The sequence below is a fragment of the Lentzea xerophila genome, from assembly GCF_051094245.1.
Classification (GTDB): domain Bacteria; phylum Actinomycetota; class Actinomycetes; order Mycobacteriales; family Pseudonocardiaceae; genus Lentzea; species Lentzea xerophila.
The window spans coordinates 6,898,497-6,919,099 of the sequence record NZ_CP194934.1; the positions used below are offsets into that span (position 1 = coordinate 6,898,497).

At 69.2% G+C, this 20,603-nt stretch carries 16 protein-coding genes and 1 pseudogene; 9 read left to right on the forward strand and 8 right to left on the reverse strand.

Translation table 11 applies throughout. The annotated features are described in order from the left end of the window. Positions 1 to 15: 15 nt before the first annotated feature. The 4 genes and pseudogenes from ACRSBM_RS32770 to ACRSBM_RS32785 form a co-directional block, all read right to left on the reverse strand. Positions 16 to 3,030, reverse strand: a pseudogene (locus ACRSBM_RS32770) (amino acid adenylation domain-containing protein); the annotation flags it as partial. Positions 3,031 to 3,466: 436 nt separating this feature from the next. Then, positions 3,467 to 4,717, reverse strand: coding sequence for a purine-cytosine permease family protein (locus ACRSBM_RS32775; RefSeq protein WP_434449428.1), 1,251 nt, complete (start codon positions 4,715 to 4,717; stop codon positions 3,467 to 3,469). A 183-nt stretch (positions 4,718 to 4,900) separates the two neighbouring features. Then, a complete protein-coding gene (locus ACRSBM_RS32780) occupies positions 4,901 to 5,533 on the reverse strand; it encodes a hypothetical protein (protein WP_434449431.1) in 633 nt (210 codons plus the stop codon). Positions 5,534 to 5,595: 62 nt separating this feature from the next. Beyond that, a complete protein-coding gene (locus ACRSBM_RS32785; RefSeq protein WP_434449433.1) occupies positions 5,596 to 5,988 on the reverse strand; it encodes a hypothetical protein in 393 nt (130 codons plus the stop codon). Positions 5,989 to 6,112: 124 nt separating this feature from the next. On the opposite strand from ACRSBM_RS32785, the gene ACRSBM_RS32790 reads away from it, so the two are divergent. The 6 genes from ACRSBM_RS32790 to ACRSBM_RS32815 all read left to right on the forward strand — a co-directional run bounded on the left by ACRSBM_RS32790 (position 6,113) and on the right by ACRSBM_RS32815 (position 12,972). After that, positions 6,113 to 6,304 (forward strand): hypothetical protein, encoded by a 192-nt coding sequence (locus ACRSBM_RS32790; protein WP_434449436.1) that lies wholly within the window; start codon positions 6,113 to 6,115, stop codon positions 6,302 to 6,304. Positions 6,305 to 6,381: 77 nt separating this feature from the next. Further along, the gene (locus ACRSBM_RS32795) at positions 6,382 to 6,618 is read left to right on the forward strand and encodes a hypothetical protein (RefSeq protein ID WP_434449438.1); all 237 of its coding nucleotides are present in this window, start codon (positions 6,382 to 6,384) and stop codon (positions 6,616 to 6,618) included. Continuing rightward, on the forward strand, positions 6,615 to 6,686 hold the full coding sequence (locus ACRSBM_RS32800) for a hypothetical protein (RefSeq protein ID WP_434453311.1): 72 nt from the start codon (positions 6,615 to 6,617) through the stop codon (positions 6,684 to 6,686). Before ACRSBM_RS32795 ends, ACRSBM_RS32800 begins: the two co-directional genes overlap by 4 nt. Before the next feature lie 55 nt (positions 6,687 to 6,741). After that, positions 6,742 to 8,136 carry a TIGR02677 family protein gene (locus ACRSBM_RS32805; protein WP_434449441.1) on the forward strand — a complete coding sequence of 465 codons (1,395 nt, stop codon included), beginning with the start codon at positions 6,742 to 6,744 and terminating at the stop codon, positions 8,134 to 8,136. Then, the gene (locus tag ACRSBM_RS32810; protein ID WP_434449443.1) at positions 8,133 to 9,209 is read left to right on the forward strand and encodes a TIGR02678 family protein; all 1,077 of its coding nucleotides are present in this window, start codon (positions 8,133 to 8,135) and stop codon (positions 9,207 to 9,209) included. The genes ACRSBM_RS32805 and ACRSBM_RS32810 overlap by 4 nt, the downstream gene beginning before the upstream one ends. Beyond that, positions 9,202 to 12,972, forward strand: coding sequence for a TIGR02680 family protein (locus tag ACRSBM_RS32815; RefSeq protein WP_434449446.1), 3,771 nt, complete (start codon positions 9,202 to 9,204; stop codon positions 12,970 to 12,972). Before ACRSBM_RS32810 ends, ACRSBM_RS32815 begins: the two co-directional genes overlap by 8 nt. Here ACRSBM_RS32815 and ACRSBM_RS32820 read toward each other — a convergent pair. Then, positions 12,956 to 15,232: a LuxR C-terminal-related transcriptional regulator gene (locus ACRSBM_RS32820; RefSeq protein WP_434449449.1), complete on the reverse strand. Its 2,277-nt coding sequence runs from the start codon at positions 15,230 to 15,232 to the stop codon at positions 12,956 to 12,958. The two genes, ACRSBM_RS32815 and ACRSBM_RS32820, sit on opposite strands and share 17 nt — an antisense overlap. Before the next feature lie 99 nt (positions 15,233 to 15,331). Between ACRSBM_RS32820 and ACRSBM_RS32825 the strand changes: the two genes are divergently transcribed. Then, positions 15,332 to 16,384: a cytochrome P450 family protein gene (locus tag ACRSBM_RS32825; protein WP_434449452.1), complete on the forward strand. Its 1,053-nt coding sequence runs from the start codon at positions 15,332 to 15,334 to the stop codon at positions 16,382 to 16,384. Here the strand turns inward: ACRSBM_RS32825 and ACRSBM_RS32830 are convergent. Genes ACRSBM_RS32830 through folP form a run of 3 tightly spaced genes read right to left on the reverse strand, consistent with a single transcriptional unit; the run spans position 16,341 to position 18,451 of the window. Continuing rightward, entirely contained in the window at positions 16,341 to 16,625 is a 285-nt protein-coding gene (locus ACRSBM_RS32830) for a hypothetical protein (RefSeq protein ID WP_434449455.1), read from the reverse strand. The genes ACRSBM_RS32825 and ACRSBM_RS32830 overlap by 44 nt on opposite strands. Before the next feature lie 48 nt (positions 16,626 to 16,673). Continuing rightward, a complete protein-coding gene (locus tag ACRSBM_RS32835) occupies positions 16,674 to 17,612 on the reverse strand; it encodes a hypothetical protein (RefSeq protein ID WP_434449457.1) in 939 nt (312 codons plus the stop codon). 14 nt (positions 17,613 to 17,626) lie between these two features. After that, positions 17,627 to 18,451 carry a dihydropteroate synthase gene (folP, locus tag ACRSBM_RS32840; RefSeq protein WP_434449460.1) on the reverse strand — a complete coding sequence of 275 codons (825 nt, stop codon included), beginning with the start codon at positions 18,449 to 18,451 and terminating at the stop codon, positions 17,627 to 17,629. Positions 18,452 to 18,513: 62 nt separating this feature from the next. Between folP and ACRSBM_RS32845 the strand changes: the two genes are divergently transcribed. Together ACRSBM_RS32845 and ACRSBM_RS32850 are read left to right on the forward strand one after the other, a co-directional pair. Continuing rightward, the gene (locus tag ACRSBM_RS32845; protein ID WP_434449463.1) at positions 18,514 to 19,560 is read left to right on the forward strand and encodes a DUF2786 domain-containing protein; all 1,047 of its coding nucleotides are present in this window, start codon (positions 18,514 to 18,516) and stop codon (positions 19,558 to 19,560) included. 99 nt (positions 19,561 to 19,659) lie between these two features. Further along, positions 19,660 to 20,142 carry a hypothetical protein gene (locus tag ACRSBM_RS32850; protein WP_434449466.1) on the forward strand — a complete coding sequence of 161 codons (483 nt, stop codon included), beginning with the start codon at positions 19,660 to 19,662 and terminating at the stop codon, positions 20,140 to 20,142. The last annotated feature ends 461 nt before the right edge of the window (positions 20,143 to 20,603 follow it).

Below are 20,603 nucleotides of genomic sequence, written 5' to 3' on the forward strand. Positions count from 1 at the left end.
CACGGTCGCGAGCTCGCGGACGGACTTGCGCCGGAACACGTCGCGCGGGGCGAGTCGCAGCCCGGCCGCCCGCGCACGGGCCACGACCTGGATCGCGCTGATGCTGTCGCCGCCGAGTGCGAAGAAGCTGTCCTCCGCGCCGACCGACGGCACGCCAAGCACCTCGGCGACGACCGTGCACAGGACATGCTCGACCGGGTTGAGCGCCGTGCGTGCCGCCGCACTGACCGCCTCCGGCCGTGGCAACGCCTTGCGGTCGACCTTGCCCGCGGTGGTGAGCGGTAACGCGTCGAGCACGACGAACGCCGCCGGCACCATGTGTTCGGGCAACGCCTTCGCGAGCTCACGCGGCAGCGCGCCGGTGTCCAGTCCCGCATCCGGGACGACATACCCGACGAGCCGCGGGCGTCCGCCGGCCTCGTCGGCGACCACGACCCCGTCCCGGACCCCAGGCACCGCGCGCACCGCGGCCTCGACCTCGCCGAGCTCGACCCGGTGGCCGCGGATCTTGACCTGATGATCGCGCCGTTCCACGAACTCCAGCCGGCCGTCCTGGCGGAGCACCACCCGGTCGCCAGTGCGGTACATGCGCTCTCCCCGCTCGCCGAACGGGTCCGGCAGGAACGCGAGCGCCGTGCGGCCACGGTCGCCGAGGTATCCCCGCCCGACCCCGGACCCGCCGACGTAGAGCTCGCCGATCGAGCCGGCGGGCACGGGCCGCAGCTCGTCGCCCAGCACGTAGAGCCGTGTGTTGCGGACCGGGCAACCGATCGGCGCGCGATGCCCGTCGACGTCGCCGGGCCTGATCACCGCGTGCGTCACGTCGTCCGAGCACTCCGTCGGCCCGTACGCGTTCACGATCGGCACTGCGGGAAAGCGTTCGTGCCAACGGTGACACAGCGACACGGGCAACGGCTCACCGGTCACCACCAGGCTGCGCAGCCTCGGCAGTTCCGGTGCGGTGCCGATGTCCCACGCGTCCAGTGCGGCGCGCAGCAACGACGGCACGACCTCCAGCACGGTGGCAGGCATCGCGAACAACGCGTCGGGATCGGCGGCGACGTCGTCGTCGGCCACCCGCACGTGCGCTCCTGCCAGCAGTGGCGCCAGCATCTGCCACACCGAGATGTCGAACGTGACCGGCGCGTTGAACACGACCGTGTCCTTTGAGGACAGGTCGAGGTCCTCCACCTTCGCCAGCAGGTGGTTCATCATGCCGCCGTGGTGCACCATCGCGCCTTTGGGCTTTCCGGTCGACCCGGACGTGAAGATCACGTACGCGAGATCGTCACGGTCGCATCCCCTTACCGGGACCAGCTCTTCGTCCTTCTCGACACCCAGCACCACGATCCCGGCCCTCGGCGCGATCTCCCGCGCCAGCCCCTCGTGCTCCACGGTGGTCACGACCCGAGCCACCCCGGCGTCGGCGACGAGCGACTCCAGCCGCGTCACCGGCGAGGCGACATCCAGCGGCAGGTACGCCGCACCCGCACCGAGCACGCCGAGAACCGCGGTGACGAACTCTTCCCCGCGTCCGGCGAGCACGGCCACGACCTCGCCCGGCTGGTGCCTGCGGGACAAGGCACTCGCCCTGGCCACCAGCTCGGCGTACGTCAGCTCGCCGACCGCGGCGGCATCCGGCTGACGCACGGCGACCTCGCGCACCCGCGTGACGACATCCCTGTCGTCCTGGTCGCGCCGCGGCCCGTCCAGCAACGACAGGACCTCGCCGGGCCCTGTCACCGGCAACCGCCCGAGCGGCAGGTCGTCGCCGGCCTTCACGAACCCTTCCGTGAAAGCCAGGAACCTGCCGAGGTGGGCGTCCATCTCTCCGGCCGAGTACAGCGCGACGTTGCCGCTGACGTTGACCTGGATGCCTGCGGTCCCGGTGTCCGCGACCGTGACCTCGAAGTCGTCCACCAGCCCCGTCGACGGGCTGTGCGCGAAAACCTCGCACTCACCGATAGTTAGCTCACTGACCTGCGGGATGATGTTGACAAACGGCCCGAACGGCCGGCGGTCGTCGCTGGCGAGCCCCATCTGCCGGCGAATGCGGCTGATCCGGTGCCGCTGATGCCTGAGCACCGCGGTGAACTCACGCGCGACCTCCCCGAGCAGCTCGGCCCTGGTCTGCTCCGGGTTCGTACGCACCCTCACCGGCAGATAGTTGTTGACCATGCCGGGCACGGCCTGCATCCGCGCACCGGCCCGCGCGTGCACCGGCAACGACAGCAACACCTCGCGCGTGCCCGCCAGGCGTGCCGTGTAGGTGGCGACCGCCGCCAGCACGACGACCTGCCAGTTGACCCTGGCCTCCCAGGCCCTGGCCCGCAGCAACTCGGCCACACTCTCGGGCAGCATCCCGTCCCTGCGCAGGAACTCCGCCGCGGGAACCGCGTCACGCACGGAGAGGCTCACCGGCTCGACCTCGCCGCCCCGCTCCTCCCAGAACCGCCGGTCGCGCTCGGCGCGCTCGGACCCGCGGTAGTCGTTCTCGGCCTCCAGCAAGGTGTCCAACCGCGGGAAAGCGCCCTCGTCGAGCGACGCGCCAGCACTCATCGCCTCGTAGATCGCGGCCAGGCGCTGCCAGTAGATGACGTAGCTGAAGCCGTCCGACATCAGGTGGTGGTTGCACATGTAGAACACCACGCGGTCGTCCGCCAGGCGCAGCAACGCGAACCGGAACAGCGGGAAGTCCTCGATCGAGAACGGCTCCCGCAGGTCGGCCGCGACCCACTCCGCCACCGCCGCGTCCGGATCCTCGTGGCCGCTCAGATCGTGCTCGGCCATGGGCACCACCGGCAGCGGCTCGACGACCTGCCACGGCTCGCCTTCATCCTCCACGAACCGGGCCCGCGCGCACTCCGCCTCGTCCACCAGCCGCCGCACGGCGGACCGGAAGAGCCCCGCGTCCAGCGGTCCGCGGATGTCCCAGTAGGCCGCCGTGTTGTAGGCCGGTCCCCCACCGGTCAGCTTCTCGTCGAACCAGATGTCCTTCTGGCCGTCGGTCAGCGGCAGACGTGCAGTCATGAGGCACTCCCGGTGGGACACATCGACACGGCGCCGCTGATGATTGCCGACCGATCTGACCGTGGACTGACCTCGCTCTGACAGCAGTGCCACCGGACGAGGCCTGTTCCCTCACCCGCGAGAAGCAACCGGTGACGTGAAGGAACATCATCAACCGACCCGTGTCGATCAGGCGTCGACGGCCTGACGTCCGATCAGGATGTCCGCGCGGTCGTCGGCTGCCCGGCCCACGTCCCATCCGGCACCGTTGGTGACCGACGCCGATCTCCGGCCGCTGCCGCCCCGAGGCCGACCGAGCGGACATCCGGCATCCGCAGGTTCGTGCGCACGCCGCTGATGAGCACCTCGGACGACGCCTCGCGCGGGAAACCGTTGTGAGCATGCCGATGTCGTCGTCGTGCCGCCGACGTCGATACCGATGTGTGCGTGTCCGTACTCAGGCGGCCGCTGCTTCCTCGGCCACCTTACGGTTGGTGGCCCGGCGCGTCCTCATGCGGAGCAGGTCCAGCCGCCCGGCGCAGACGTACAGCGCGAACGCGAGCACGAGTGAGTTCACACTGGACTGTCCGAACGCCACGAACTCGCCGGCGACGGCCGAAGCGGGCCAGATGACCACCGTGGCGGGCACCCACGAGGGCGCCGAGCGCGGCACGTACGGCCGTGTGGAGATGATCTCGTTGCGCCACCGCCGCACGACGAAGTACTCGGCGATCATGATCCCGGCGACGGGCGGGAACACCACGCCCAGCAACACCAGGAAGTGGCTGAACTGGTGCACGATCCCCGCCGCCGAGAGAACACTGCCGGCGCACCCGACGATGACGGTCACCTGCGCCCGGCTGATGCGGAGCGCGAACACGGCGTCGAAGAAGTTCACGAGCCCGAGCGAGGCCGAGTAGAGGTTCCATTCGTTGATCTTCAGCGCCGCCGTGACCACGATCAGCGCGCCGATCCACCCGCCGGACGCGCTGATGACGCCCAGGACGTCCGTCGTGCCGAGCCCGTGCGCGAGAAGCACCCCGGCGAGGCTGATGACCCACTCGCCGAGCGTGATCCCGAGAACCGTCTGCTTGACGACGTCCCGCTCGTTGCGGTTGAAGCGCGTCATGTCCGGCGCGATCGCCGCCCCGACGATGAAACTGCCGGTGACCAGCGTGATCGCCGTCAGCATCCCGATCGAGGGCCCCGGCGCGGGACCACTGAGCGCGGCGCTGACATCGTTGACGTTGGTCAGCACGAGCCAGCCGAGCAACAGCAGGAACGCGGGCACCGCCACGTACGCCGTCCACGCCATCCACCGCACGCCATAGGCCGCGATGACCGTCACGGCGATTCCGAAGAGCAACGACCACACAGGCGCCGGCAACCCCCCGGCGACGGTGGCGAGCGTCATCCCCGCCAGCCCGGTCTGCACCCCGAACCACCCGGTGCACGACAGGGCGATGATCAGCCCGAGCACCGCCGACCCGGCGTGCCCGAACCCGGTCCACCGGCTCAGAATCGCCGTCGAGAGGCCTTCCCGCTGTCCGATGACCCCGACCGTGATCGCCACGGCATTGAGCAGCACGGCCCCGATCGTGAGCGCGAGGAACGCGTCCCAGAACGTCATGCCGAAGCCAAGTGTCGCGCCCAGCAGCAACTGGCTCAGCGCGGTCGTCTGCCCGAAGCGCTGGGTCGCGACTGACAACCACGGGTGCCGCGCCTGGTCAGGGACACGACTGAGGGCCTGATCATCACGCCCGAGAAGAGCGGCCACGACCATCCCTCCGTCCTGTGATCGACATCCCGGACAGTAGTAGGCCACCCACGTTCGAGCTACAGACAATGTGCACAGTCGGATGAATCACCACGTTGCGATTCGCGCAGGCACCTAATCCATCGCGAGTGCGATTCGCCTTCGCGCGACCAACCGGGTCTGGTGCACGTCCGTGCTCACCCCGAGCCCAGGCCGCCGCTCGAACCGGTCGTAGCTGCGGCTGAGCAGCCAGTGAGCCGCCACCGGCGTGATCAGCTCCAACCGCATCTCGTCCCGCAACCGAGCCAGCGCCTCCTCCACCTGCCGCGTCAGAAACGCGTGCCGCGTGAGGCTCCCACTGATTTCGTCGATCATGAAAACCATGGCATGAGGCGCGTCACCGTACGAATAACTGCACAGCAGCGCCAGGTATCCCGCGTCGATCGACCGGTCACCGATCCAGCACTCCCCGAATGTGAGCGCTCCCAGATCCCACTTCGGTGCGGACTGACGGCGCGCGGCCTCCTGCGCCCACACCCCGGGCAGCCCAGGCAACAGATGCCCCAGCGCCGTCAGCAACGCCGCACTGCGCCGGCTCGGCACCTCCCCCAGGTGCCGGACGACGACCTCCCACAACTCCTCGTTGTCAGCGAACGGCCCCACGAAAGCACTGACCTGGAGCTCGACCTCCAGCGGATCGATGAGCTGCGGCAACGCGCGCCCGGCATCCACCACCGCCTGCTGCATCGGGGTCAGCCTCGTCCGCATGGCGGGAGATTAGGCCGATCGGCGCGACGCAGCCCGTTCGTTGCTCGGCGCCACCACGCGGATCACCCCATCGTGATCACTTCGCGCAGCCCGTCGACGAGCAGATCGCCCGGTACCTCGAACTGAACTCCGCCCTGCGCGGTCACCAGCACCGTGACAGGCCGCTCCAGCGCGTCCAGGACCACAGCCGGCTCCACCCCGCGAAACCGGTGCCAATGCCGCGGCCAGCCACGCGGCCGCGTGCGTTCCGACGCGAAGACGTCCACAACGTCCTTGCGCATGACGAGATGCTTTCTCGGTTCGCGAGTAAGATCGGCGGGCAGCACGAGTTCGGCTGCCAGTACCCCGTCGACCAGTTCCGCCTTGTCCGTGTACCCGCGGTGCGCGAGGTACATCAACGACTCGAGGTCGTTGTCGAAGGTGATTTCCTGCGCCTGATGTCGGGGATTCGGCACGTACTGATCAACGCCTGTCCCCACACGACTTCGTCCCCGCACGCACGTCGTTCACTCCCGCGCCCTGGCCCATGATGGGTGCCGTCGGCGTTATCGCTCTCGGCCTGCTCGGCACCGGAATCCTGTGGCAGAACAGCCGCTCCCGCCGCCCACCCACGCACCGAAGCGCGCCGTCTCCGCAAGCAGGCCTCCTGGTACGTCGGCCGAGGACGACAAGGCGATGCTGCTCGGCTGGCAGGACGTTGTCGAGGGCATGTTCGAGATCGAGGCACGTGACGGCGAAACACTCGCGCGCTCAACCTGGCCGATGAACTGACCTACCGGATTCGTTCGAACAACTGCCTTTGGATGTTCAAGCGCATGCCCGAGCGCTCCTTCCTGTAGACGCGCATCGTGCCGATAGCCGACGAGTGGCTGCTCAGCGGAGCCTGCCGGCCGTTTCCGGCCTCGATGCGCCATGACGTGTACCAGGCCGTCCTGAGCACGTTCGCAACCAACAAGGCCGCCGTCTTCCGCAACAAGGAGAAACTGGAGCTCGCCTGGAAACCGCAGCGCGACGACGGTGAGTGCTTCGTGGCGTTCTTCGGTAACGACCAGTCCGCTGGGATCCCATCCTGGCACCGACGATGAGCAGCGCCGGCCGTCACGTCGAGGAGGAATTGGTGCTCGATGACCTCCTGGCGGATTTGCTGGCCTGATGGCCGTCCGCCCTGTCGCCCGAAAGCCCCACTACGACCAGCTACGGTGACACAGGTGACGACGTTCCCACCGGTGCCCGCGGACCTGTTCCGCTTCACCACGACCGACCACGCGGAGCTGCACACCGCAGTGATCCGCGCGTTCGGGGTGGCGAACGAGCACCTGGAGACGGTCCTGAGTGCCGACGACGTGCAGCAACGGCTCCGCGGCGTCGGCTGGTCCGAGCAGGTGACCGACGACGAGCTGCAGGCGTCGCTCACCGCTCTGCGTCAGTGGGGCCTGCTCGACGCGACGCAGCACCGGTACGGGCTCACCAAGCTCGGCGAGGCCGCGTACGTCGGCATCCAGCACGCGGTCCACTCCCTCACGAGCAGCGGCTCGTTGCAGACGGCCGTGCTCGACGCCATAGCGGACCGGCTCGACGAGCTGACCAACCCTCGAAACGACCGGCACGCGTTCACCACGCTGATGGAGCTCGAAGGCCACCTGGAAGCCCTCAAGACGGGCACCACCCGGTTCAACGCCGACCTGCAGAGGCTCCTGCGGGACGAGGAGACCGACCTCGCCACCTTCCAGGACGTCAAGCGCACGACGATCACCTACCTGCGCGACTTCATCGCGGACCTCGACGCGCGCAAGCAGGGCATTCGCAAGACCATCGGCAAGATCGACCCCGCTGAGCTGCACGAACGCGCCCGCAACGGCGCCGACCTCTACCAGAGCCACGAGCTGTGGCTGCGGCAGAGAACAGCGAACTGGAACAGCCTCAAGGCCTGGTTCGACAACGTGGACGAGCTGCAGGACGTGTCGCGCAAGGCGATCGTGCAGCTGTTGCGGGTGCTCGACCGCATCAGCGAGCAGCGCAAGAAGCCGACGAACACCGCGGCCGACTTCAGGGCGCTGGCCAGGTGGTTCGCGAGCACGGAGACCGAGGACGAGGCGCACGAGCTGTTCAACGCCGCGTTCGGGCTCTGGCCGGCGCGGCACGCCCACCTCGCGCACGCCGACGGGGAGTTGATCCCGAGCGGCGAGCCGTGGCACAACACGCCGCCGGTGCCGGTGTCGCCGCAGCTGCGCAAGACCGGCAAGCAGGAGCACATCGGCAGCGCCGGCAAGGTTCGCAACGTCGACGAGGTGCGTCGCAACCGCCGCATCCAGGCGCAGCAGGAACGCGAAGAGCTCGAGTACGCGTGGCGGCAGATCCAGACGGACGGGCCGGTCAGGATCTCGACCCTCACCACCCTCGACCACGACACGTTTCACCGGCTGATCGACCTGGTCGGGCGGGCGCTGGGCAGCGATCCGGACAGCACGGGCACGCGCACGGCCGGCACCAGCGACGGGCGGATGCAGATCAACCTGCGCAACGCGCGCGGCTGGGCGACCATGACCACCCAGAAGGGCACTTTGAGCGGGCCCGACTACGTGATCGACGTGCAGAGCCGATGAGCCGCACGGGGAACCAGCTCGCACGGCTGGAGAGTGAGGAGGTCGCGCGTGGCGTCCGGCTGCTGCTCGCACGCCCGTTGCTCACCGCCGTGCAGGACCACGACAGCTTCGACCTCATCAGAAGGCGCCGCGAACCGATCGTGAAGTGGTTCGACTACTACTGCGGCTGGCGTGTGCACGTCGAGCCACGCGCGGGATACGCGCGTTTGTTCAAGACGACGCAACGGCCTGACCGCACGCGACCTGCGTTGGATCGGCGGCGGTACGTCTTGCTGTGTCTCGTGTGCGCGGAATTGCTGGCCACGCCGACGACGACGCTGGACGCGCTGACGGCTCGCACGAAGCAGGCCGCGGCGGAGGACGGAATCCCGCCGTTCGACCCGAGCCGGCGCAGTGACCGGAACGCGTTCAACGACGTCCTGAGCTTCCTCGAAGACCATGGCGCCGTCGAGGTGACCGAGCAGGTTCGCGCGGACCCGACGCTGATCACGCGTCTGCTGGCCGCACCGGTGCCGCCCTCCACTGTGGACACAATCGAGGACCTCACCCGCGAGAACCGCTACGACAACGCGCACCGCAGCCTGTGGCAACGGCACTCGGTCATGCGCAGGCTCATCGACGATCCGGTGGTCTACCGGGAGGATCTGACCGCGAGCCAGCTCTCGTTCCTGACGTCTCCCGCCGGGCGCAAGGTCGTCCAGACGGGCATCGGGCTCGCTGGCTGCACGCTGGAGGAACGCGCCGAGGGCTATCTCGTGGTCGACGCCGACGCGATCGCCACGGACATGAGGTTTCCGGACGACGACAGCAACGCGAAGGTCACCGCGTTGCTGCTACTCGACCGGTTGGCACTGGGCCCGGCGACCACCGAGGACCTGGTGGAGGAGGTACGCGAGCTGCTCACCAAGTTCCGGAACTGGGCCACGGCCTACCAGTCGGACGGCGGTGCGGGCAGGCTCGCGGCGGACGGGCTCGAACTGCTGGAGGCGTTCGGGCTCGCGCGCACGGAGAACGGCACCGTTCGCAGGCTGCCCGCGGCAGCCCGGTACGCGGTCGAGGAGCTGCATGACTGAGCGGTGGCAACCCAGCCGCGCCGGGATCATCAACGTCTGGCGCTACTACGACGAGATCTTCTCGTTCTACCAGGGCAGACTGCTGCTCAGAGGTCCCAACGGCACGGGCAAGTCGAAGGCGCTCGAGCTGCTGCTGCCGTACCTCTTCGACGCGAACCTGCGCCCGCACCGGCTGTCGACGTTCGGCAGTGCGGACCGGACGATGCACTGGAACCTGATGGGCGAGGGCAACCAGGGCAGCAGCACGCGCGTTGGTTACGTCTGGCTGGAGTTCCAGCACGGCGAGCAGTGGTTCACGTGCGGTGCGCGGCTCCAGGCCACCACGAACACGTCCAATGTCAGCGCCACGTACTTCACGACGTCACTGCGCGTCGGCGACCTGGCACTCGTGAACGAGGCCGGGCGACCGTTGGCCAAGACCGATCTCGTCGAGGCGATTGGCGAGCACGGCGTAGTGCATGCCTCACCGGCTGACTACCGCCACACCGTGCGCACGACGTTGTTCCCCGGTGTGAGCGAGCAGCGGTACGACTCGTTGATCACCGCGTTGTTGCAGCTGCGCACGCCGAAGCTGTCCGAGCGGCTCGACCCGGGCGTGCTGTCGTCGTTGCTGTCCAAGGCACTTCCGCCGCTGGACCAGTCCGATCTCACCGAGATCGCCGAGGGGTTCGAACGGCTCGACCGCCAGCGCGAGGAACTCCGGCGGCTGGACGAGGAGATCACCACCGCCGAACGGCTCGCGGACGTCCAACGCGCCTATGCGCAGCGCGTTCTCGGAGCGTCCTCCTGGGCGTTGGAGACGTCGTCGGAGCAGCTGGAGGACCTCACGCGGGCCGCGCGGATGAGCGAGCGGCGCTATCAGCGGCAGATCTCGCTGACCGACGAGGCGTTCGAGCAGCTCGCGGCGCTGGGGCGGGAGGCGAGCGCGGTCGACGCGGAGATCGCCGGCATCTCCGACCTGCCCGCGTACCAGGAGGGCAAGCAGCTCGACCTGTTGCGGCAGCAGCTTTCCGCCGCGACCCTGCGTGCTGCGGAGGCGGCCGCGCACGCCGCGAAACTCCGCGCGCGTGCCGTTTCCGACGACGAACAGGCCGAGCAGGCGAAGTCCGAAGCGGCCGCTCGCGCCGACGACGTGCGACGGTCGGCGGTGGCGGCGCGCGAGGCCGCTGAGCGAGCCGGTATGCCGTCGGTGTTCGAGGAGCTCGACGCGAGCACCGACGCGCGTGCGGGCCGTCAGCTGCTCACCGCCGCCATCGACTCACGCTCCGCCGAGGTCAGCTCCATCATGCGTGCCGTTGCGACACACGAGAGGGCGGTCGACGCACGGGACGCCGCACGCCAACGGCTGGAAGAGACCCGTGAGGAGCTCGATCTCGCCACGGAAACGGAGATCGCGGCGCAGCAGGCGTTCGAGCAAGCGTTTGCGAAGTTCGGTGCGGACTTCGACACGTGGGCGCGCGGCTGCTCCGAGCTGCGCGTTGGCGAGCACGGCGAGGTGATCGAGGCCGCCGCCCTCGCCCGCGAGGAGTTCAGCCGGATCGAGGCGCAGCTGCACGAGACGCGCAGGGCGTTGAACGGCCAGCTCTCGCAGTACAACGCCATCCGCGAGAAGCTCGCCAACCAGGTCGACGTGCCGCCGCCCGCGCCGTACACGCGTGACGACGACTACCGCGCTTCTGCCGTTGGCGCCCCTCTGTGGCGCCTGGTCGAGTTCCGCCCCGGCACGCCACCGTCCGTATGTGGCGCGGTCGAGGCGGCGCTGGAGGCGTCGGGCCTGCTGGACGCGTGGCTCACGCCGGACAACTCGTTCGGCCTCTCCGACCGGGACCGCTTCGCCGAACCACTGCTCGCCTCGCCCGCTCCCGGCCGCACGCTGCTGGAGGTGCTCGTCACCGACGACGAGCGCTGCTACCGGTTCCTGGAGGGCATCGCGTTCGGCGAGACGGCGAACGGCCACACCGCCGCGATCGGCGCGGACGGGACGTGGCGCCTGGCCGCCGCCCACGGCCGCTGGACCAAGCCCGCCCCCGCCTATATCGGCGCGGCGTCGCGCCAACGCGCCCGTGCGAACCGGATCGCCGAGCTCACCGGCCTGATCGAGCAGCTGGCCACCGATCTGTCCGGTGTGGACGCGGCGCTGAACCAGATCGCCGTGCGCCGTGCGACCCTGGCCGGCGAACTGGCACGGCAACCGTCGACCGACCCGATCGAGATCGCCGAGGACCAGCGCACCAAGGCGCAGTTGCGTTGTGCGGCACGGAAAGACGCTGTCGCGTCCGCCGCCCGGCAGGTGTCCGAGGCGGAGGCTGCCGTCCGTGCCGTCGGCACCGAGGTGCCCGACCTGGCCGCCCTGTCGGCGTTCGGCACGGCCGGACACCGGTGGCTCGACGACCGCCACGACGCTTTCGCCGCGGAGGCGCGTTCGGTCGACGCGGGCAGCCGCGCCTCGGTGAGCAGCGCCCTGGCCGACGAAGCCGAGGAGACCTCCGCGGCCCGTCAGCAGGAGGCCGCCGACCTCGCCATCACCCTGGAGACCGTCGAACGGTCCGCCGGCTCCGAGTTCCAGGCGCTCGACCAGCAGCTCATCTCGTTGCGCGCCAAAGCACTCGCGTTGGCCGAGGAACGCGAACTGTTGCAGGACAAGCAAACAGGGCTGGCGCGCACACTCGGCACGTTGGAGGAGAAGCGCAAGACAGACACCGCACGCGCCGCGGAAGCCACCGTCGTCCGTGACGCGGCCGAGGCGCGCCACCGCCACCTGATCAGCGGCCACCTGCCCGCCGACGCCGGCGAGGTGCCCGAGGGCCCGGTGGACGTGCGGCTGATCCGCGACGCCGAGTCGCGTCTCAGCCTGGCCGTGCACGAGGCCCAGCAACGGCTGGCAGGCCGCATCGGCCTGTCACTCGACCCCGACGACGACGTCACCGTCCTGAGCGCAACGCTGGACGGCGCGCGCATGGGCGCACACGCCCTGCTTCAGGCGTTGCTGACCGAACGCGACCGCATGCGCACGCACATCACGGATGCCGAACGCGACCTCTTCGACCAAACCCTCACCGGCGACACCCGCAGGCACATCGCCCAGCGCATCCAGGGCGCTTCCGAACTCGTCGCCACCATGAACCAACGGTTGGAGCGCGTCCAAACCGCGTCCGGCATCCGCGTCCAACTCGACTGGCAGGTGGACCCCCAGCTACCGCCGGGAACCCGCGAAGCCCGCGATCTCCTGCTCCGCACCGACCTGGATGCCGATGAACGCGCGTTGCTGCACCAGTTCTTCCGCGAGCGCGTAGAAGAAGCACGCGCTCACGACACCGCAACGGGCTGGGAACAACAACTCGCCCAGGTGCTGGACTACACGACGTGGCACCAGTTCGTCGTGAAGGTGGACCGAGGCGAAGGCTGGATGCCGGTCACCAAACGCGTCCACGGCGCCCTGTCCGGCGGCGAGAAGGCCATCGTGCTGCACCTTCCGCTGTTCGCCGCGGCCGCCGCGCACTACCACGCCAGCCCGCACTCACCCCGGTTGATCCTGCTGGACGAGGTCTTCGTGGGCGTCGACGCCACCAACCGCGGCCAGCTGCTGGAGCTGCTGGTCAACTTCGACCTGGACCTGGTGCTCACGTCGGACCACGAGTGGTGCGACTACCGGGAGCTGACCGGCATCGCCATCCACCAGCTCACCACGGGCACCGACGGGGACGACGCGGTGACGACCGTGCGCTTCACGTGGGACGGGCACAGCCTCACGGCCGATGACTGATGCCGCCGAGATCATCAGTAAGGACCAACGCGAGTTCGCCGCGGCTCGCGATACCGAGCTTCGAGTAGGCGTTCGAGAGGTGGTTGTCGACCGTCCGCACGGAGATCACCAGTGACTCGGCGATCTCCTTGTTGGTCAGCCCCCGCGCGGCCAGCACGGCGACCTCCCGCTCCCGCTGGGTGAGCGGCGCCAAGGTCATCCGCGCCAACGCCGGCGTCCGCGCCCCTTCGCACAGGCCGATCAGCCGCCCGAACAACGCACGGTTGCCCGACTCGGCGGCGGCTTCGGCGGCGTGCAGCATGAATCCGGCCTCCTCGAACCGCGCGGCCACCTCCACAAGCGCGGCCGAGTCGTTGCGCACCAACGCTTCCGCGTGTGCGGCGTACACCGGCACCAGCAGTCCTGTGGTCGTCGAGGCGAGTTCGCGCAGCCGTTCAAGCGCATCGGCCGCGTGGCCTAGCCGTACCGCATCGTGCAGCAGCAGCGTCTCAGCGGCGAACTCACCGTGCGCACGGAACTCCTCCGCCGCCTCGAACGGGGACGCGCCGCCCACCCGGATCCGCGCTGCCCACAAGCCATGCCGGTACGGCCGCATCCCTTGGGGCACGCGCTTTTCCGCGTCGGCGAGCAGCTCACGCGCGTCGTTGCCCAGCAACGCCTCCACGTGGGCGAGCTCGCACAGTTGCACGAACCGCTGTGCGGGCCGTGCCTCCCGCAGCAGCCGCCGGGCTTCGAGCAGCCGTCCACCGGCCCGTGCCAGCCCGGCGCACGACACCGCCCAGCTCGACCGCATGGAATCCCACTCGGCCTTCTCCCGATGCGCTCGCACGGCAAGACGTTCCGCACGGGCCAGATCACCGTGCAGGGAGTACACGAACACCTCGGAGAACGCGTTCATCTCGGCACCCAGCCCGACGTCGGGGTTCGGCGGGATGACCGGGAACGGCCCGGTGTACCGGCCCTGCACCACGTCGATCATCGCGAGGACCGCCGCCTCACCGGGTTCGGAGTCCGACAGCAGCGCCCGCGCCTCGTCGTACTTGCCCGCGTGGAACAACATCACGGCTCGTCCCGCCGGCATCACGATCATCGCCGCGGCCTCCTCGCTGCGCCCGAGCCCCCAGCCGAGGTTCATCGCGCGCATGGTGCGGACCTCGATCGGGTCGTCGTCGGCCGCGACCATCGCGAAGATCTCCTCGGCCTCCTCCGCTCGGTCCGTGAACACCAGCACGTAGGCCAACAGTCGTGCGGCTTCCACACCACCACCGACGGACCATGCAGCACGTGCGAGTCGCTCTGCCAGTACGACACCGCCTGTCGCGCTCGCCAGGTGTGCGGCCTTCAGCAGCTCAGCAGGGTCATCGGCCGTACCGCTGTCGAGCCGCAGCACGGCGACACGTGGCGGATCGTCGAGCACAGAAGCCAAGTGCCGCTGGTGGTTGCGCTTACGCAGCGGAGGGCACTGTGCGCGCAACACCTCGCCGTACAACGGATGCGCGAGCCGCAGCCCTTCGGGGGTCACAGTGACAAGCCCGTCCAACGCCTCCGAAGCGGCCAGGTCCAGCGGCTCGCCGAACGCGAGCAGTTCCAGCACCCGGCGTTCCTCACCGGCCACTGACGCGAGGTGCGCCTCGATCAGCTCGACCAGCCGCGGCGACAGAGGCAGAGGGCCGTCCAACGACCAGACACCGCCGTGCGACACCCACTGTGCGGCGAAGTGCATCTCCCGCAGCAGCAACATGTTTCCGGCAGACGCCGTCCACAGCCGTTCGGCCGTAGCGCTGTCCAGCGCACCGCCGAGCACGGTCTCCAGCACCTCGACCACCGCGGCACGTCCGAGTGGAGCCAGCTCGATGCGCGGCAGCAGCTCGTCCTTCCACAACGCCACGACGGGGTCCGGCGCCCGTTCGCCCGAACGCAACGTCGCCACCACCACGGCTTCGCGGTGCTGAACGAGCTGGTGCAACAGACCTGCTGAAGCGTCATCGAGCAGATGAACGTCATCGACCACCACGACCCGACCGCGCAACGCGGCTCGTGCGGCGGTCAACATGGCCAACGGCGAGGGGTCTACCGACGGCAAGAAGGGCACCACCACGCCGAGTGGGATTTCCGACATCGCCGCCGTCGCGCGCAAACGGACGTCACAGGCGACTTCGTCCAACAGCCGTGTCTTGCCCACGCCGGCAGGGCCCGCCACGATCAGTCCGGTACCGCGCACCGCGCGGCGGACAGCGGCGAGTTCGGCGTCCCTCCCCACGAACGGCCACCCCACCCCGTCAGGCTAGGTGATCCGGCCCCGGAACATGGGTGATCGCCTACTCATGCCTCTGAACAGCGCGAACACCACGATGAGGCCATGAGCTTCTTCACCGATCCGACCCCGTACTTCGACGAGTGGCTCGCACGGCGTCCCGCCCTCATCGAGACGCCGGACGGTCAGACGTCATGGATGATCAGCCGCTACGACGACGTCGTGCAGGCGCTCAGCCATCCTGGCCTCAGCAGCGCCATCATCCCCGGCGGCATGCTGAACCACACGGACCCGCCGGAGCACACACGGCTGCGCAAGCCCATCGCGCGCGCGTTCTCCACACGCCGCATGGAAGCTCTACGACCGCGCATCGAGCAGATCACCAACGAGCTGCTCGACGCGTGGGAGGGCGCGGACGAGGTGGACGTGATCGAGTCGTTCGCCTACCCGCTGCCGATCACGGTCATCTGTGAGCTGCTGGGTGTGCCCGAAGAGGACAGGAACGAGGTCCGCACACTCACCGCGGAGCTGCTCGCGCCGGAGACCATGGCTGAGGCGTTCGGCAGGTTCGCGGCGTACGTGCAGCGTCTGGTGGAGATCAAAGAGCCCGGCGACGACGTCATCACCGAGCTCCGTGACGAACCGAACCTCGTGCAGACCGTTGTGCTGCTCATCACAGCAGGGCACGAAACGACCGTGCAGCTCATCGGCAACGGGCTGCTCGCACTGCTGCGAGACCCCACCATGAAGGAGAAGCTGATCAACGATCCGCTCCTGCTGCCGGAAGCCGTCGAGGAGCTCCTACGCTACGACGGTCCGTTCGCCGCAGGGCTGACCCGAGTCGCCACCGCGGACGTGGTCATCGGAGGTGTCGCGATTCCGCGATCTTCCCAGGTCACCATCTCACTGGGAGCGGCGAACCGGGATCCGTCCCGGTTTTCCGATCCGGGCGTGTTGCAGCTGGGTCGAGACCCACACGTCGGGTTCGGGTACGGGATCCACTACTGCGTGGGAGCGCGGCTGGCGCGGATCGAGACGGAGATCGCGTTCGGAACGCTCCTGGGACGTTTCCCGGAACTCGCGCTCGTCGCTGAGCCCGAGTGGCGGGAGTCATTCATCCGAGGCTTGGCATCATTTCGCGTGCGACCGAAGCCCTGACGGCGGCACGGGCCGCCGACAGGTCGTCGACGGCGTAAATCTCCGGACAGGACGCGATCACCAGGTCCTTGTCCGACGCTACGTTCAGCAAAGACACTTTCTCAGTCAACGACTTGGCTTGCCGGACAACTCCCTTGGCATCAACGCGGATCAACGTGACCCACGTCTCTGACCAGGGAAAGTCCGCGACGGCGCTGGATTTCCTCAGGCCTTCCACATCGAACTCGGCAAATCTGGGCATGACACCAAGATAACGAGTGCAGGTTGCGGAAAGTCAAAGATCACCCTTTCACCGCAATGCAGCCAGCAGATGGGACAGGTTGACACCAACGGCCTCCGCCAACCGGCGCACGACTTCCGGGGCGGGCGCCAGCGGGTGTGTCTCACGGGTGAACGGCAGTCCTTCACCGCCCGAAAACTTGGATTGCGGGGTAACGGGCGCGAGGATCGGGTAGACGCGCCAGCGCGGCACCTTCGAGTCCGCCATGGCGAGCGTGTTCTCGTGCCACAACATCACGGCGGACTGCCGCACGTTGCGTGCGAGAACGCAGCCGTGGCCCGTCAGGGTGATCGCGCGCGCAGCGGCCCGTACCGCGTTGCGGAAGTCGCCCTCCACGACCCACACGCCGTTCATGAACTCGGCGGTGAAGCCCTCCGCCTCCAGCACGGCGATCGTCTCGGCGTGCTGGTCGTCCGCGGCGGCCGTGGCCAGTTCGACGACCTCCTGGACCTCGGACGCCGTCACGACGCGCGCGCCGGCCTCCGTGGAGGCGTACAGGAGCCGTTCGACATGACGGTCCTCCGCGTAGGCCGCCCACTCCTGCGCCTTCTCCCAGGCCGACCGTGCGATCACGTCGGCCTCGGACCCGCCGCGCAGCCGTGCGTCCTGCAGCAACTGTGCGAGCACCACGGCGATGACAGAGCTCAACAGGGCGTCATCGCGCTGCTCGTCGTCGTCGGGCACGAGAGAGACCACCAGGTCGCGCAGTTCCGCACGCCAGCTCTCGTCGCCTGCCCACACGCCGATGGCGAGCAGGTTCAGGTAATGGTCCGCAAGTGCCATCCGCACGAGCAACGGCTGGCCCGCCGCCTCACGCGCGTCGCGGCGCGCGGTCGCCTTCATCTGCTGCCGTTCCGCGGGATCCACCACGCTCACGCGGATCTTGTCGAGTTCGTCGAGGAAGTCGTCCCACCGGTCATCCGAAAACCGGGCGAAGACGTCGTCCACCTGATACCTCCAGCTCACAGTCGAGCGACGGACTCGAGTACTCGTCTGGTGCGCGCCACCTCGTGCGCGCGGAAGACCGCGGCGCCCGCCAACGCCGCGATCGCGGTCGCGACGAGGGTGCCCTCGACGCGCTCGTGCAGTTCCACGCCGAGGGTCTCCCCGACGAAGTCCTTGTTGGACAGAGCCATCAGCACCGGCCACCCGGTCGCGACCAGCGCGTCCGTGTGCCGCACCAGCGCGAGGCTGTGCCATGTGTTCTTGCCGAAGTCGTGTGTGGGGTCGATCAGCACGCCCTTGCGCGGCACACCGAGCGCGACCACCTTCTCCGCGCGGGTCGTCGTCTCCGTGATGACGTCCCGCACGAGGTTCGGGTAACTCACCCTATGCGGACGCGTGCGGGGCACCGCGCCGCCCGTGTGCGAACAGACGTAGCCGGCGCCGTACTCCGCGGCGACCTCGGCCAGCTGGGGGTCCGCGCCCGCCCACGTGTCGTTGAGCAGGTCGGCACCGGCCTCGCAGACGAGGCGGCCGACGTCCGCGCGCCACGTGTCGCTGCTGATGACGAGGTCCGGGTAGGCCTCGCGCACGCGGGCGATGAACGGCACGACGCGGCGCACTTCCTCCATGGAGTCGACGAGGTCACCGGGGCCCGCCTTCACCCCGCCGATGTCGACGATGTCCGCGCCCTCGTCGACGACGCGGTGCACGGCCTCCATCGCCACGTCCTCGGCGTAGGTGGCGCCCTTGTCGTAGAACGAGTCGGGGGTGCGGTTGATGATCGCCATCACCAGCGCGTGGTCGCGGACGACGGTCCGGCCGCGGAACTGGAGTTCGATCACATCCCGTGTCTACCAGGTGGTCCCCGACCTTTGCACATGGCGGACGTCTCATACTGCCTGGCGTGGAACTGGTGAAAGCGGTCGACGCACTCTGGCAGCGGGGCTGGCTGCCGTACGACGTCCGCGAGATCGTGTCGCGTTCGCTCGACGAGTCGGCCACCTCTCTCGTGGTGGACGTGATCGCTTTGTCCTGCTCGCCTCACGTCGAGGCGACGGTGCACCCGCGGTGGCGGAGTCAACTCGACGAGATCGGCGCCTCGGTGTGGTGGGAGGGCCCACTGCTGGAGGCGTGGGCGACGCGTCACATCGAGACACGGTCGTACGCGACGCGGACGGCTTCCGAGCTGTTGAAGTTCCTCGGGAGGTTGCCTTCGTTGCCCCAGATCCTGCCGCTGCCGGGCGACGCGTTGATGTCGGCCGTGCGCGCGGGCGTGGACCCGAAGGTGCTCAACCGGGTGCGCGGGCTGCTCGCGAAGGCCGAGTCGACGGCGTTCCCCGAGGAGGCGGAGGCGCTGTCGGCCAAGGCACAGGAGCTGATGAACCGGCACGCCCTGGAACGGGCGATGCTCGACGCGGACCTGCCGGCCCAGGCGACGTCGCGGCGGATGTGGCTGGACAAGAGCTACTTCAAGGAGAAGTCGCAGCTCGTGCACGTGGTGGCGGAGGCGTTCCGGTCGCGGGCGGTCGCCTACGACGGGTTCGGGTTCGTCGCGCTCGTGGGCGACGAGGTGGATCTGGAGAGCGTGGAGCTGCTGTCGACGTCTCTGCTCGTGCAGGCGACACGCGCGATGGTCGCTATCGGCGGCCAGGCGGGGAAGGGCAGTGAGGCGCGCTCACGGCCGTTCCGGAAGTCGTTCCTGGTGGCCTACGCGTCCCGGATCGGTGAGCGGCTGGCGGCGGTGCCGGAGGTCCCGGTCGCCTCCGACGAGCGACTGCTGCCGGTGCTCGCGGACCGCAAGAAGGCCGTCGACACGTTGTTCGACGAGATGTTCACGCGCACGCGCACCTCACGCGTGACGGTGCGGTCAGCTGCGGGTTGGGGTGCGGGACGTGCTGCCGCGGACGTCGCCGACATCGGCACCGGCCGGAGTTCCGTGACCTCGGGTTAGGCCTGCGGCCCACCCCTTCGGGTGAACCCCTCCTCCACAAAGGCATCCGAAGGCCCCAAGGCCGAAAAACCGTCAGACCCCCTCCCTAACGTCGACCCCATGACATCCACCTTCCAGAACGAGATCAAGCTCGGCCAGGTCAACTACCGGCTGAGCGCGACGACGGACTCCGAGGAGTCCCTGGTGCTCGACCTGCTGGGGTCGCTCGACTCCGGCGAGGTGATCGCCGACGGCCGCCTCCGCCTGCCGGTCGAGGGCGGCGCCACGATCGGCAAGCTCCTCTCCCGCGTCCTGGGCGCCCACACGCGTCTGCGCAGCCGCCCGACCCGCCACGCGAACGCCAACCAGCCCTGGACCGAGTCTCTCGACACCGAACTGCGCACCGCCTGGCTCAGCCCGGCGGACTCCACGGCGCCCGAGCTGATCCGGTCGCTGGCCGACGCCATGCAGCGCTCCGCCACCGCCATCCGGGCCCGCCTGCCCAGGGTGGGCTGCGATCCGGACGTCCCCGGCCGCGAACTCTCCCCGGTGGCCGCCGTGCTGCTCGGCGGGAAGTCAGCGGCCGATCAAGGCGAAACCTGACCCTCCCGGCCCAGCCCAGCAGAAACTGCTCCGCCGACCCAACCGGCCACAGGCGGCCCCAGCACTGTCCACCAGGCCGCAGACCCGAGCCCGCCGTGCCCTCCGCGCCCATCACCGCGCCGGACCGCACCGCCACCAACGGGTCCCGCGGCCGCCCCGGCCCGAGCAGCCCGCGGCTTCTCCTCGCCGGCTAGTGCCAGGCCCGCGCGGCGCGCCCCAACTCGCCACCCTCTGGGCCCAAGTCCCCTACAGGACCTCGGGTGGCCCCATCACGCCTGCCGGACCCACCACGTCCGACGGGGTCCCGCAGCCAGCAACGACTCAGGCAACCACCGTTCCGCTCGCCGACAAGCCCCACACCCGCCGCCCCACAGTCTGACGGGGTCCGCAGCCACCAACGACACAGGCACCACCGTTCCGCTCACCGACAAGGCCCCACACCCACGCAGCGCGACCCGACT